This is a genomic window from Streptomyces sp. S3(2020), assembly GCF_013044505.1.
Taxonomy (GTDB): domain Bacteria; phylum Actinomycetota; class Actinomycetes; order Streptomycetales; family Streptomycetaceae; genus Streptomyces.
This window is the reverse complement of sequence record NZ_JABERD010000232.1, coordinates 1-14192: the sequence shown is the minus strand read 5'-3', so window position 1 is coordinate 14192 and position 14192 is coordinate 1. Positions and strand designations below refer to the sequence as shown.

General features: G+C 71.6%; 10 protein-coding genes and 2 pseudogenes. 5 read left to right on the top strand and 7 right to left on the bottom strand.

Translation table 11 applies throughout. The features are described from left to right. The 5 genes and pseudogenes from HLK59_RS41865 to HLK59_RS41850 form a co-directional block, all read right to left on the bottom strand. Positions 1-1252, bottom strand: a 1252-nt coding sequence (locus HLK59_RS41865) for a serine/threonine-protein kinase (protein WP_171146904.1), incomplete at its 3' end; no start/stop codon positions are given. Between the two features lie 231 nt (positions 1253-1483). Then, positions 1484-2839 (bottom strand): annotated as a pseudogene (locus tag HLK59_RS52160) (SAV_2336 N-terminal domain-related protein); the annotation flags it as partial. A 43-nt stretch (positions 2840-2882) separates the two neighbouring features. Next, positions 2883-3854: a MoxR family ATPase gene (locus tag HLK59_RS41860; protein ID WP_171146901.1), complete on the bottom strand. Its 972-nt coding sequence runs from the start codon at positions 3852-3854 to the stop codon at positions 2883-2885. Continuing rightward, positions 3851-6025 carry a trypsin-like peptidase domain-containing protein gene (locus HLK59_RS41855; protein WP_171146900.1) on the bottom strand — a complete coding sequence of 725 codons (2175 nt, stop codon included), beginning with the start codon at positions 6023-6025 and terminating at the stop codon, positions 3851-3853. Before HLK59_RS41855 ends, HLK59_RS41860 begins: the two co-directional genes overlap by 4 nt. 3 nt (positions 6026-6028) lie before the next feature. Beyond that, on the bottom strand, positions 6029-6415 hold the full coding sequence (locus tag HLK59_RS41850; RefSeq protein WP_171146899.1) for a CU044_2847 family protein: 387 nt from the start codon (positions 6413-6415) through the stop codon (positions 6029-6031). A gap of 164 nt (positions 6416-6579) precedes the next feature. On the opposite strand from HLK59_RS41850, the gene HLK59_RS41845 reads away from it, so the two are divergent. Continuing rightward, on the top strand, positions 6580-6957 hold the full coding sequence (locus tag HLK59_RS41845) for a hypothetical protein (protein ID WP_171146898.1): 378 nt from the start codon (positions 6580-6582) through the stop codon (positions 6955-6957). Between the two features lie 110 nt (positions 6958-7067). After that, positions 7068-8711: a hypothetical protein gene (locus HLK59_RS41840; protein WP_171146897.1), complete on the top strand. Its 1644-nt coding sequence runs from the start codon at positions 7068-7070 to the stop codon at positions 8709-8711. Positions 8712-8727: 16 nt separating this feature from the next. On the opposite strand, the gene HLK59_RS41835 is transcribed toward HLK59_RS41840, so the two are convergent. Beyond that, entirely contained in the window at positions 8728-9363 is a 636-nt protein-coding gene (locus HLK59_RS41835) for an RraA family protein (RefSeq protein WP_171146896.1), read from the bottom strand. Positions 9364-9491: 128 nt separating this feature from the next. Here HLK59_RS41835 and HLK59_RS41830 point away from each other — a divergent pair, with 128 nt between their 5' ends. After that, on the top strand, positions 9492-10736 hold the full coding sequence (locus HLK59_RS41830; RefSeq protein WP_240982950.1) for an MFS transporter: 1245 nt from the start codon (positions 9492-9494) through the stop codon (positions 10734-10736). A gap of 111 nt (positions 10737-10847) precedes the next feature. Further along, positions 10848-12323 (top strand): glycoside hydrolase family 3 protein, encoded by a 1476-nt coding sequence (locus HLK59_RS41825; RefSeq protein WP_171146895.1) that lies wholly within the window; start codon positions 10848-10850, stop codon positions 12321-12323. On the opposite strand, the gene HLK59_RS41820 is transcribed toward HLK59_RS41825, so the two are convergent. After that, positions 12324-13577 carry a cellulase family glycosylhydrolase gene (locus HLK59_RS41820; RefSeq protein WP_171146902.1) on the bottom strand — a complete coding sequence of 418 codons (1254 nt, stop codon included), beginning with the start codon at positions 13575-13577 and terminating at the stop codon, positions 12324-12326. 69 nt (positions 13578-13646) lie between these two features. Between HLK59_RS41820 and HLK59_RS41815 the strand changes: the two are divergent. Beyond that, positions 13647-14192, top strand: a pseudogene (locus HLK59_RS41815) (ATPase); the annotation flags it as partial.

Here is a 14192-nt window from a genome sequence, read left to right as displayed (position 1 = left end):
TGGCGAGGGTGTCCGGGTGGTCGGGGCCGAGCAGGTGCTCGCGCTCTGCGGCCACCGCGCGGTGCACCTCACCGGCCTCCGCCCAGCGGCCGAGCCGGCCCAGGCTGAGCCCCGCGTTGTGCCGTCCGGCCAGGGAGGTGAGAGTCTCGGCCGACGGGCGGAGAGCTGGGGCCGTCGCCGACCTCCGACCGTCAGGCACGGGCTGTCCCGAGGTCCACTGTCTCGAGATCTCCCTTATGTCGTCCGGCGGTGCGGCGCCCGGTTCCGTGCCCGTGGCCTGGTGCCCGGCGGTCATGCCTCGTGCCCAGGACGGGAGTTGCGGCTCGTCCGACGCGGGTTCCTCCTGCGCATCCTGCACCGAGGCGGGCATGGTGCGTCCGGCCCGGATGCGATGGCACAACTCGTAGGCGTCGCGCGGGCGGTGTTCGGGCCTTTTGGCCAGCAGGTCCAGGATGAGTCTGTTGAGGTACTCCGGCATGTCGGGACGGAGGCCGCGTGGTGGCCGGGGCTGGGTGTCGCGGTGGGCGACGAGGATGGCCCAGGTGTCGTCGAGGTCGAACGGGGGCACGCCGGTGGCGATCTCGTACAGCACGCATCCCAGCGAGTACAGATCGCTGCGCCGGTCGATCTCGGAGCCGCCGATCTGCTCGGGCGACATGTAGTGCGGGGTGCCCAGCGCGAGGTCGCCGGTGTCGAGGTCGGAGTCGATGGCCATGTCGTGTCCCAGGCGGGCGATGCCGAAATCGCAGATCTTCACCGTGCCGTCGGTCAGCCGCATGATGTCCGCGGGCTTGAGGTCGCGGTGGACGATGCCTTGGGCGTGCGTGTAAACCAGGGCCGCGGCCGTCTGCTCGGCGATCTCCTCGACTTCCGCGATCGGCAGCCGATGCTCCTCGTGGTCCTCCAGGAGCTGGTCGAGGTTGCGGCCCTCCAGCAACTCCATGACGAGGTACAGGATTCCGTCGGACTCCCCGAAGTCATGGACGACGGTGACCCCGCGATGCTGGAGGGCGGCGGCCACCCGCGCCTCGCGACGGAACCGCTCGCGCAACACCCGGGCGAAGGCCGGGTCACGGGACAGGCCCCGCGGATTGAGGCACTTCACGGCGACTTGACGGCCCAGCGACTCGTCGCGCGCCCGCCACACCTCGCCCATGCCGCCGCGCCCGATCAGATCGAGCAGCCGGTAGCGGCCCAGGATCAGCAACGGGGTGTGGACCACCGGTGGGTTGTTCGGCACGACGTACCGCATCTCCGACGTGATCTCGGACCCGGCAGCGGGCGGGGTGGCCGGGGGACGCACGCCCAGTCGTGTCATCAACCGGGTGTCCAGCCAGGTGAAGGGCCGGCTGTCGTCACTCAGACGGTCGGTGCCGTCGGGGTGGGCGAGCCAGGCCGGGAAGTCCGGTGAGCGGCCGACCAGTCGGCCGAGCTGGTCCGTGATGGCGGCAGTGTTGCGCAGCAGCTCGTGCGCCGGCACCGTCCCCAGGAGGATCTGCCGGGCCTCCTCCGAGAAGTCGAAGGCACGGTGCCGAGCCGGCTGGGCAGAGTCGGCCGGGTCGGCACGTCGCATCAGGCCGCCGAGCAGGACTTCCGCGAGATGCCCGATGTCCGTCGGCGGGCCCAACGCGGCCTGCACCAGACGCATGACCGGCACCGACACCGGCGCGACCGCCGCGAGGTGGGCCGCCAGCCGGTAGGCCTCCGGCGACGCCGCATGGCGGAAACGCAGCACGGCGTCCCCGGCGTCGGTCTGTCGAGTGTCGGCGTACGGGCGTGCGGCGGGCAGTGCGCCGTCCGCCAGCAGGGGCAACGTGACGGTGGTCCCCGGCGACGCGACCACGCGCGCCCACAGTCCCACCGCCGTCGGCTCCGGCTCCAGGACCGGTACCGGGACGCTTTCGTAGGACACCAGGTCCGCGGGCAGCACCGGATCCGCCACCTGCCAGGCGGTGGTCGGCCCGCCACGATGCCGGGTCGTCACCTGCCACTGCTGGGCCCGGATGCCCGATCCCTGCCACAGACGGGTGGGCAGGGTATGCACGATCGCCGTGGGCCCATGCCGTGCCCACGCCCGTGCCGCCTTCCCCATCCTTCCGTCCTGCCAGGCCGTGCCCACGCCATCGCTGACGATGAGGACCAGGGTGTTTCCGGTGGGATCGTTCACGATGGACGGCGGTAAGGACACACCGCCGTCGCTGTAGGGGCGACCGCGCAGCACGGGTGCCTTCGGACCCCTGCTGTCCAGGCCGTACACACGAAGGCGGCGGAACGCGCCACTGCGTTCCAGCAGTGCCCGCAGCTCCGAAGCCAGTCGCTGCCAGAGCAGCATGGACACGCCGTCGTCCACCAACAGGGCGAGGCTGAGCCAGCGGGTGCGCGCCGGGCGCAGTACGGGATCGGGGAGTCCCGTCTCGGCCATGGCGGTGACGGTGCGGGTCTCGTCCAGTTCTTGCCTGCGGAGGTCCGGCAGCCGCTGTTTCAGTGGCCGCAGGGCTCTGCCGAGTGGAAGTTCGTGGGTCCCCAGGGACTTCCTCCCGGGCGCCCGCACGGACCGGGCCGAGCGCCCCGGGCGGCTCCGGGTGTCGAGGTTCGAGGCTCCGCCCGTGCCCGAGGCGTGCAGCGGTTCGCCGGGCTGTCGTGATGCGTCCTCGGAAGGAAGCGAGGGCGGATCCGGCGGCGTGCCGGCACTGTCCGCGGCTGACGGCGGATGCTCCTCGGAGACGGCGGGGGGAGCGGAATGCGGGCGACGCAACGCCCGTACCAGCGGACCCTCGTCCTGCGGCAGGCGTGCTGCCAGCCACAGAACGTCCAGCAGCTCCTCGTCGGAGAGCTCCACCCCGCTGTCGGCCAGCACCCGCCGCAGTCGGCCCGGCACGTCGCTACACCGCCCGGCCGAGTCGGTGCAGTACGGCGTTCAACAGGCCGTCGGCATCGAGATCCACCCCTCCCTTGCGGAGGAAGACCGCGTTGAGCAGTTGGTCGGTGGCCAGCTCACCTGGCGCGCGTCGCCCCAGGAACTCCCGCACCAGATCGTCGACGTCCTCCAGAGCGGCGGCTCCCAGATGCGCCTTGACGATGTCGCGCAGTCTCTCCTCGTCCGGCTCGGGCAGGTCGAGGCGGATGCAGCGCCGGAGGAATGCCGGAGGGAACTCGCGCTCCCCGTTGCTGGTGATGACCACGACGGGGAACTCCGTGCAGCGGACCCTGCCCCGGACGACCGGAACCTGATCGTCCGGGTCGTCGGTCAGGACCTGGACCGTGGCCTCGTCCTCCGTCAGCCTGGCGAGTTCCGGCACCTCGAACTCGCCCTCCTCGAAGACGGTCAGCAGGTCGTTGGGCAGATCCACGTCCCCCTTGTCCAACTCGTCGGCCAGCAGTACCCGGGGCCGGTCGCGGGGGACCAGGGCGGTTCCCAGGGGGCCCAGACGGACGTAACTGCCGATCCCGGGCTCGGAGTCGTGACGTTCACGACGCAGGTTCGCCTCCCGGAGCCGGGCGACGGCGTCGTAGCGGTACAGAGCCTCCTGGAGGGTCGAGCGGCTGTTGATGGGCCAGTGCAGAACGCGGCCGAGGCCGAGTTCGTGCGCCACGGCATAGGCCAGGGAGGACTTGCCGGTGCCCGGATATCCCGTCACCAGCAGCGGCCGACGCAGATGGAGGGCCGCGTTCACGACGTCGGCCTCGGCCGCACCGATGAGGTAGGGCGTCGGCCGGGCGGAGCTCTGGTGGGACGGGGTGAACCGGCGCCACGGTGGGGCTTCGGGGATGTGCACATGGCGTGGGGTTCCGTCACCTCGGAACAGCCGCCAGTCGCCGTCCGAGGTGCTCGTCGAGGTGCCGGTCGCTGTCATGCGAGGACGCTTCCTTCCGAGGGGTCCAGCAGTTGCAGCCCGCCTGTCGGGGACGGGTCGGTGTCCTCCCACACCAGCGACGGTCTGGCCGGGTGCCGGGGCGAGTCGCCGTAGGCATCACCCCGGAAGCTCCTCACCCGCTCGGGCAGACCGTGCAGTGGCCCGGTGGGCTGCACCGGGTCGAGCCGGTGCGCATGCTTGTGGTCCTCCGCCGTGCGGTCCCACAGCACCACCGGGACGCCCAGCGCGAGGCACAGTTCCAGGAATCGGGCACGATCGCCGGGCGGCCCGTGCAGCACAACCTGGGCGGTGTCGCGGTGACCGTGCTGCAGCAGCAGGGTGAGACGCTCAGGGCTGCAGTCGGGGTCGACGATCAGGGGTGCTCCCTGCCCGCTCGCCCATCGGCGGTGTTGCTCGGCGTCCCGGGTGCGCACCAGGTCGCTCATCTCCGGGCAGCTCAGCGTGAGTTGGAAGGCCGCACCAATCGGCAGGCCGGGAACGAAGGTGTTGTGCGGGCCCGGGTTCCACTCGTCGACGGGCAGGTGCAGTCCTCCGCGGTCCACGACGGCGGTCACGCGCGGGGCATGGTGTTCTTGGCCGGGTTCCGTCCGGATGCCGTCGATCGCGTCCCGGACGAGCCTCGCGACCTCATCCGCCGTGCGCGGTGTGCTCTCCGAGGAGGGGAGCGGAGTCGGTAGGCCGTCCTTGCGGAGGAGCCAGAGTTTGCACCGGAACTCCCCGTCGGGGTCGCTGGTGTTCCGGTACAGCCGCACGTGGATGTTGCAGACCGGCGAGGGGCGGTGGGCGGCCCAGCGCAGTGCGTCGACACGGCGTTGCGCGAGAGCGGACGGGTGAATGCCGAGACGGTCGGTCACCCGCTCGTTCCATCCCCGCAGTTCGGCCTCCGCAGGTCCGCCCGCCGCCGCGGCGACGCACTCGACGAGATACAGCAGGGCCGGCACCTGCGGCGTCCCGGCCGGCACCGGAGCGCTGTCCGAAACGGCCTCCAACTCCCCTACGGCATGGGCGATGTCGTCGACGGGCAACCGGACCGCGTGCAGGACCTCGGGCAGCGGCGTGAATCGCAGGGCCTCCCGGGCCGCGCGCGGCATCAGGGTGGGATCGGTCCCGACGATCTCTCGCAACTCCGCCAGGAGCCGGTGGTGTTCGCCCACCGACAGCAACGAGGTGATGCCGGTGAACCGGCCGTGCAGGAGGAGACGGGTCAGCGCGGTCCGTGCCTTGTCGTCCGCCAGGCCCGGAGCCAGTGACTCGCTGAGGGTTGCCAGCGCCCGGCTGTGGGTCGACAGCAGGGCCGCGAGCTCGGGAACGGACGGTGCCGAGTCGTCGTCGGGCGCGGTGTAGCCGAGTTGTCGTGCCAGTGTGCGGGCATGGTCCGCACGCGTGGCGGGGTCCGCGAGTAGCGGCCACAGCAGGGGCAGGAGGTCTTCCTCGGCCCGGGTGGGCGCCGAGGCGGCGGGCAGGACCGAGCACTCCTCCAGTACGTCCGAGGCCCCGGCCCTGACCAACTCGTCGCGCACGGCCTGCCACGGCAGGGCACGGCTGCGGCGCACCGTCCGCTGCCCGTCGAAGGGAGTTCCGTCCGGCATGACATGCGCCGCCACCAGGCCCACGGCCACCGGCTGTTCCCGCGACCAGAGAGGACCGCCGCTGTACCCCGGCCCGATGGCCGCACCCGTCAGTGCGGCGTCGAGGTAGGCGATCCGGCCGTCACACAGTTTCACCTCGGTGTCGGCGTAGGTGATCCGCTGCCCGCTGCCGTGCCAGGCACGCAACGGCTGACCTTCGGCCATTTCACCCCAGTTGACGGGAGTCAACCATTCGGGGGCGGCCTCGCTGAGTTCCAGAACGGCCAGATCTCCGCCCGTGGAGGCGGCGGTGCGGACCGGCGGCGAGATCCACAACGACACCCGGGCGACGCGTTGTTGAGGAGCCTCGTACCCATGGCGGAACACGACGGCGATGTCCACGGCGGGCGGGGGGGCCGGGCTCAGCAGGTCGTCCCGTCCCAGCGCGTCATTGACGACGTGGGCGCATGTCAGTACCCGATGGCGGGAGATGAGGGCGGCGGCACCCGCAGCCCTGGTCTCGCCCCGGCGCAGCACGGAGACGATGGGAGCGGGAGCACCGCTCGGACGGAACCATCCCATGGCTCAGCCCCGTGGTCGGGTTGTCCGCCAGGTCGCCGAGACGGTCATCGCGGCCTGGCCCTGGGCGCCCACGATGCCGATCTTCAGGTCCTGGCCGATCTGGACGCCGAACTCGACGCTGATCTCGTCCGGCGGATCGGTGATGGCACAGACCGAATCATGGACCTCCTGAAGAAGCGGCCCGAGAGGACTGAGCACATTCCGCAGAGCATCGGTGGCGAGAGTGGCCATCCGCCGTCGGCCGGTGCCCACGGGCACTTCACTGCCGAAGCCGTCCGGTAACTCCTCAGTCGTGCAGGGGGAATCGACGGCGGGAGGTTCACCGACCGCGGCCAGCTCCAATCGGACGGTTGCCCCGTCCGTGAGGGTCAGCTCCGTGTAGTCAGGCACAACAGCATTGTGCCGATCAAGGGTGGGGCAAGGTAGGGAATGGCTGGATTCGGTCCGAACATCCTCGCCCGTGCCGCTGTCGTTCGTCGGCCCCGTCGATGAGGGAAGGGCAGGTGCCGGGCGAGGGCGGGATTGCGTCGAAGTCGGTGAAGGTCGAGACGAGCGTGACGCGGCCTTGCCAGGTCCGCGGCCGGCCCGTGGAGGACGGCTCTGGCGTGGTGGACGGCCGTTCGGTCGGGCCCGGGGTCGTCGTGGCATCCGGCGATGGTGGCACCGTCTCCGTGGCCGTCTCCGTGGTCGTCATGGTGACCGTCCTGGTCGGCCGGGTCGCCGTCGGCGACGTGATGGCCGCCGGCAGGCCCAGAAAGCCCAGGAGCAGCGGTGCCAGACCGAGTCCGCCGGTGATCAGGGCGGCCCGTACCGCGCTGCCTCTTGGCGGGCGGGGTGCGTCGGTGGGTGGTTCCGGTCGGGCGGGGTGGCGCGCGATGGGGGAAGGCGTCGGTACGTCGTCGGACGCACGGTCTCTGCGCATGGGCCCCTGAACGGTCCTGGGTTAGGACGTAGTTGCCGGGCGTCGGTGTGTTCACGCGTCCGGGACTCTGGTAGGGCGGGACAGCGGAGGTGCCCGGGTTCACGAACGGGGGAGGGCGCGATGACCGCTTTCGTACGGCCGTTGATTCTGGTGCGGGGGTTCGGCGGACCGGATGTCGGTGGCGTTCGGCGCAATGCCTATCAGGGCTTCAACGAAGGGACCGTGTATCCCGGTCGGCGCGGTGAGAACTTCATCTACGAGGGCTTCGTGCTGCGGGCGTTGAAGTATCTGGAGCATCCCTACCGGGACGCCACCAACGTCGTCGGCTACTACGCCCGGCCGCAGCCCGTGCCGCCGGGTGAGTGGGACTGGGACGACGATCTCCTGTCCGGAAACGTGGTCCTCGATCCGGGCATGGCGGAGCGCGTGCTGAGGGACGGGGTGGGCGGGACGCTGTGGATCTACCGCTACTACGACCTCGAACCGAGGACGATCGAGGGGTACGGGGCGGGGCTGGTGCGTCTGATCGAGATCATCAGGCGGGCCGCCGCGGTCCGCAACGGCACGGACGGGGAGCCGTTCCCGGGTGTCGACATCGTGGCGCACAGCATGGGCGGGCTCGTCGTACGCGACGCGCTCCGGCAGATGAGGGCCGCCCCCGCGGGGGAGCCGGGCGCCCGGGAGCTGGTGCACCGGATCGTGACGCTGGGCACCCCGCACCGGGGCATCGCCTTCCAGGTGCTGCCGCGCGGACTCGTGGAGCTCCTGCCGGGGATCGGCGCGGCGGCGGACGAACTCGCGGCGTTCGATCCGGACAGCACGGAGTTCAGGCGGTGGGACGGCTGGTTCCCCGTCCGGCGCGTCCTGACGGTCGTGGGCACGGACTACCGCGGCTTCGGTGTCGCGGTGGCCTCGCTGGCGAACCGGATCGTGAGCCTGACCGACGGCGGCGGCCTGGTCTACAACCGGAGCGACGGACTGGTGAAGCAGGCCTCCGCCCAACTGCCGGGCGCGCCGAGGACGTTCGTGCACAAGTGCCACGGTGGACCGGACTCACTCATCACCTCGCGCGAGGCGTTCGAGATCGCCATGCGGTTCTTCCACGGCACCCACCATGTGCGGCTGTGCCTCGAAGAGGCCGAAGTGCTGCGCGGCAAGGACTTCTTCGGCCGCAGCGAGTTCTACTTCGGCGTCTCGGTGAAACCGCGGGGAGTCGACTTCGACCTGTTCCACCAGAGCCCCGAGGCGGAGAACTGCTACGGCCCGTTCCACGCGAAGGAACTCACCGATGGACCGCCCCCTCTGGAAGGGGAGTTGCACCAGCCCTTGTCGGCCGAGGGAGACCGGACGACCGGCTGGGCCGGACCCGGCCGGCTGATCTGGGAGGGCTGGGTCGACCGCACCGTCCGGCCCGCGACCTCGGACCGGGCGTCGGGGCTGGTGTTCCGCCTCGACGTGTACCTCGGCGAACGCGACTCGTTCGGCGTCGGGTTCTCGGACAACGTCGTCTTCCGCAAGCAGTACTACCTCCAGCTGCTGGCGGAGGACGGTGGCGGGCCCGCGCTGTATCTGCACACCGGTGAAGAACATCTCGCGGACACCGGGGAGGAGTTGGCGGCCGCCACCCGCGATCGGGCCTCGGGCGTGACGCGGGCCGTCGGACCGGTGCAGGAAGGTGAGTGGCGCGTCCCGGTCCGGGGCACCGGATTCGAGGCGACCCTGGCGGTGACGTTCACCGAGGAACTCGACCCCGTGAAGGACTAGGAGGCCCGACGGGACGTCAGCCGGTGAAGCCCAGTTCGCGCAGTGTCTCCTTGATGCGGGACCGGTGGTTCGTCTCCCAGGTGGGCAGGGGTTCCTCCGCCTCCTTGGTGAGTTGTGTCCGGGCTGCCGTGAGGATCTCGTCGCGGCGGGCGGCCGGGGTGATGACGATGCCCTCCTCGTCGGCGACCACGATGTCGCCGGGGTGGATCAGGACGCCGCCGACGCGGACCGGTTCGCCGAGGGTGCCGAGTCGGTTCTTGGTGCCGGGGATCGGGATGACTCCGCGGGCGAAGACCGGGAAGGCGGCCTCCCGGACCTCGGCGAGGTCGCGGATGAGGCCGTCGAGCACGAAGGCCGCGATGCCCCGGCGCCGGGCCACGGCACAGACGTTGCCGCCGGCCAGCGCGTAGTCCAGGTCGCCCGACTCGACCACGACGACCGCACCGGGCTCGGCGCGATGGATCGCGGCGTGCAGCATCAGGTTGTCGCCGGGCTCGCAGCGCACCGTGTACGCGGGGCCCGCGACGCGCGGCGCGTCCCACAGGGGGCGGATGCCGATGTCCATGACCTGCTCGCGGCCCAGCAGGTCGGCGAGGGTGGTGGGGGGAATGTCCTCGAAGGCGTCGGTGAATGCGCTGAATGCGGTGTCCATCGTTCCATTCGACCCGGACACCGTCGTAGCGCTCAAGATCCAGCACGGTAAAGAGCCGCTGCGAAAAGTTGCCCGGCGTCCCGAGTCGTGCCGTCATGGACGGGGGATCACGGAGTCTGGGAGCACGTATGACCGACGCGGCGATGTCCGGCGACGACCGTCCCACCGCTGCCGCCTGGCGCAACCTCGTGGTGGCCACCGTCGGTTTCACGCTCACCTTCTGGGCGTGGAACCTCATCGCCCCGCTGGCCGCAGACTTCGACGACGAACTGCACATGTCGTCCTTCGCACAGTCGGAACTGGTCGCCATCCCCGTGCTGGTCGGTTCCCTCGGACGGGTGCCGGTGGGCGCGCTCACCGACCGCTACGGGGCGCGGATCATGTTTCCGCTGGTCAGCGCCCTGACGATCGTGCCGGTGCTGCTGCTCGTCCCGGCCCATGACTCCTACCTGGCGCTGATCGCCGTCGGTTTCGTGCTCGGCCTCGGCGGCACGACCTTCGCCATCGGTGTCCCGCTCGTCAACTCCTGGTTCCCGCCCCGGCAGCGGGGAGCGGCGCTCGGCGTCTTCGGGATGGGAATGGGCGGTGTCGCCCTGTCCGGCTACTTCACGCCCCGCATGTACCGGCACAGCGAGAACCTGCCGTTCGTCGTCCTGGCGATCGCCCTCGCCGTCTACGCCGTGCTCGCCTACTTCCTGATCAACGACCGCCCCGACCGGCCCGGCCCGTCCACCCCGCTCACCACACGCCTTGGCCAGGCCGGCCGGCTGCGGGTGACCTGGGAGCTGTCCGCCCTGTACGCGATCGGGTTCGGCGGCATCGTCGCGTTCGGTGTCTATCTGCCCACGTATCTGAAGACCTGGTACGAGCTCGACGCCACCGACGCGGGCACCAGGGCCGCAGGGTTCGCCCTGGTCGCGGTGGTGTTCCGGCCGATCGGCGGGTGGCTGTCGGACCGGATCCACCCGGCCGTGGTCACCGCCTGGGCGCTGGGCGCGGTGGCGGTCCTGGGGGTCGTCCAGGCCTTCGACCCGGCCCTGATGCCGGGCGCCACGGTCTGCCTCCTGGTGATGGCGGCCGCCCTCGGCGCCACCAGCGGCGCGGTCTTCGCCCTGGTCGCCCGGGTCACCCCGCAGCCGCAGGTCGGCAGTGTGACCGGCATCGTCGGCGCGGTCGGCGGCCTCGGCGGTTTCGTCCCCCCGCTGGTCATGGGCGCGGTCTACAGCGCCAAGGACTCCTACTCCATCGGCTTCATGCTCCTGTCCGACCTCGCCCTGGCCGGCTGCGTCTACGCCTACGGCCGGATGCGCGACGCCGGCCGCGACACGGCACCGACCCGGTCGGCGTCGGAGAAGGAGCGGATCGCCGGCTGAGCCCCGGCGGGCCCACGGGAGGTCACGGTCCGGCGGCGAACAAACGTGTGGTGAATCAAACTATCCATCGTGATGTTGACTTCCGGCTGAATCAGCCAGAAGAATCCGGATGTGACCCCTTCAGTGCTCCCGGCCACCGGCCCCGTCCTCCCGTCCGACCTGGACGAGGCGGCGCACCGTTGTCTCGTCGCCGGGTTCGACGGCACCACCACCTTCCCCGACACCCTGAAACGGCTGGTTGACCGGGGTCTCGGCGGGGTCATCCTGTTCACCCGCAACGTGCGGGACGCGGAGCAGGTCCGCGAGCTCACCGACGCGCTGCGGGCGATCCGGCCGGATCTGCTGGTCGCCATCGACAACGAGGGCGGCGGCATCGGACACCTGGTGGCCGCGGGCGCCCCCGAGGTGCCCGGCTCCTACGCCCTCGGCGTCGCCGACGACCCCAACCTGACCGCACGCTGCGCCGACGCGCTCGCCGGGCATCTGGCGACCCTCGGCATCAGCGTCTCCTACGCCCCCGTCGCCGACCTCCAGCACCTGCCGAGCAACCCGATCGTGCGCACCCGCTCCTTCGGCGCCGACCCCGAGGTGGCCGCCCGGCACCTGCGGGCCTGGATCACCGCCACCGAGGCACGCTCCATCGCCTCCTGCGCCAAGCACTTCCCGGGCCACGGCGGCACCGACACCGACAGCCACCACGGCATCGCGGTCGACCCGCGGCCGTACGACGCGCTCCGCGCCGACCTGGAGCCGTTCCGTGCCGCCGTCGCCGCGGGGGTGCCGATGCTGATGAGCGCGCACGTCGTCTTCCCGGCGCTGGACGCCAACCGGCCCGCCACCCTCAGCCGCCGCATCCTCGGCGACCTGCTCCGGCACGACCTCGGTTTCGACGGCGTCCTGGTCAGCGACGCCCTGGAGATGAAGGCGATCGCGGACGAGTACGGGGAGGCGGCCGGGGCGCGGATCGCCCTCGCGGCCGGAGCCGACCAGGTCATCGTCGCCGTACCGGACCTGGAGGTCACGCTCGCCTGCCGGGACGAGGTCCTCGACGCGCTGCGCTCCGGCGTGCTGCCGCAGGAACGGGTGTGGGAGGCGGCGGAACGGGTGCGGCGGCTCGCCGAGCGGTACGCGACGCCCACCGAGAGGGTCGCCGCGTGGGACACCGATGCCGGGCTGGAGGCCGCGCGCCGGGCCGTACGCGGCCAGGGGGCGCCGTCCGCCGTGCGCGGCGCCCATGTCGTCGACCTGTTCCCGCACCCGCACCCCGCCCTCAACTGGGGCGGCGAGGACCTGCTCACCGAGGTCCGTGCCCTCGACCCCTCGGCCGTGGGCACCGCGGTCGCCGGTGAACCGGAGGATCCGGCCGCCCTCGTCGAGGGGATACTGGCCCGCGAACGGCCCCTCGTCGTCGCCACCTGCGATGCCGGGCTCCACCCCTGGCAGGCCCGGCTGCGCGACACCCTCCTGGCCCGGCGGCCCGGCGCGGTACGCGTGGACACCGGGCTGCCGGAGGGTGGTGCGCTGTGCTCCTACGGGCGGGGGCGGGTGAACCTGCGGGCGGTGGCGGAGGTGCTCACCGGAAGCTGATCAGGACGGTCGTACGACCTCCTTGATTCCCCGCGCGGCCAAGTACCCCTCGTCCCGCGCCCGTTCGGCCAGGACGACCGCCGGGCGCACCCCGTCCGCGCGCCACCGCATCCACTCCTCGAAGTACTCCCCGCCCGGGCCCGACACGGACCGGGTGGCCGGTGTGCAGTCCAGCACCAGGGCGGTGGCGCGGGGTCGGGGTGTGTGCGGCTCCTTGATCGCCTCCACCAGCGCCTCGGCGATCGGCTTGCGACGGCCGGCCGAGTCGAACAGGCCCAGCGTGTACTCGAGTTCGGGGAAGTCCGCGAGGGAGCGGTCCACGTCGTGCGAGCACCACCAGGTCACGCCCCACAGTCCCTCGCAGTCGGAGGCGTTGCGGACCGTCGCGCGGGCGAACTCCGGGGCGTCGGCGGCCGGGATGTGCGGTTCGGGGGCGCCCGTCTCCTGGACCCACACCGGGCGGGCCGGGTCCTCGGCGTAGGCCTTCGCCAACTCGGTGCCGTACTCGGCGAGATGGCGCACCTGCGGCGAGCGGGGGCCGTAGCGGCGGGCGCAGTCGCCGGAGAACACCCAGGGGTGGACCGTGGTCAGGTCACCCTTGCGGGCCGAGGCCTCGGGGGTGAAGGGGTGGTCGTCGCCGTACCAGGCGGCGTCGTACGCGGAGTGGGTGACCATGCCCCGCTCGCCGAGTCCGTCGCGGGCGGCGGCCAGCAGGGTGTCGAGGTAGTGGTCCACCTCGGCGGGGGTCACCGGGTTGTGCTCGACCAGGTTGTTGAGCTCGTTGCCGAGCTGGAGGCCGAGCAGATGGGGGCGGCCGGCCAGGGCGCGGCCGAGGGTGCGCAACAGGTCCGCCTGGGCCGCGATGGCGTCCGGGTCGGTGAAGACGTTGCGGTGGTGCCAGCTGCGGGTCCACTCCGGGTAGAAGTCGAAGCTCGACAGATGGCCCTGTACGCCGTCCACGAGGACGTCGAGTCCGGCCTCGCCTGCGATGTCGACGAGCCGCGTGAGCTGGTCGACGGCGGTGGGGCGGATGACGTTCCTGTTGGGCTGGAGGAGCGGCCACAGGTGGAAGACACGGACGTGGTCGAGTCCCAGGGCGGCTATCTGCTCCAGGTCCTCGCGGGCGTGCGCCGGGTCGAAGTCCTGCCAGGAGTGGAACCAGCCGCGGCGGGGCGTGTAGTTGACGCCGAAGCGGAGCGTACGGATGGGATCCTCCTCGGGTTCGGTACGCGGGTCGGTACGGGGTCGGTACAGGGGTCGGTACGGGGTTCGTTACTTGTCGGCTCTTGTCCTGCGCGAATGTATCAACCACCATAGTCAGTGATGGGCAATGATTTGAACCAGAACTTGGCGGACCCGGGCGACACGCGGCACGACCTCGTCGTCGGTCTCGACGCGGGCGGCACCCGCACCCGTGCGATGTGCGCGTCCGCGGCGGACGGCCGACTGCTGGGCGAGGGCTCGGGCGGCCCGGGTAACGCCCTCACCGTCCCGGAACCGCAGCTCACCGACCATCTGACCGAGGCCATCGCCGCGGCGGTGCCGGAGGCTTCACGGGGCCGGGTCGTCGCCGTGGCCGGCGGGTTCGCGGGCGCGACGGGGGCCTCGGCGGACGACCCCGGGTACGTCCACGCCCGTACCGCGCTCACCGCGGCCCTCCGCCGGCTGGGCATCCCGCCCGGGCCGCTCGCCCTCTGCAGCGACATCGAGGCCGCCTTCGCCTCCGCCCCCGGCACCCCGACCGACGGTCTCGCCCTGGTCGCGGGCACGGGTGCGGTCGCCATGCGGATCGCCGGGCGCCGGGCCACGACCACGGTGGACGGCGATCCGCATGGCGACCGCACCCGTGCCTGCCGCTTATACACATCC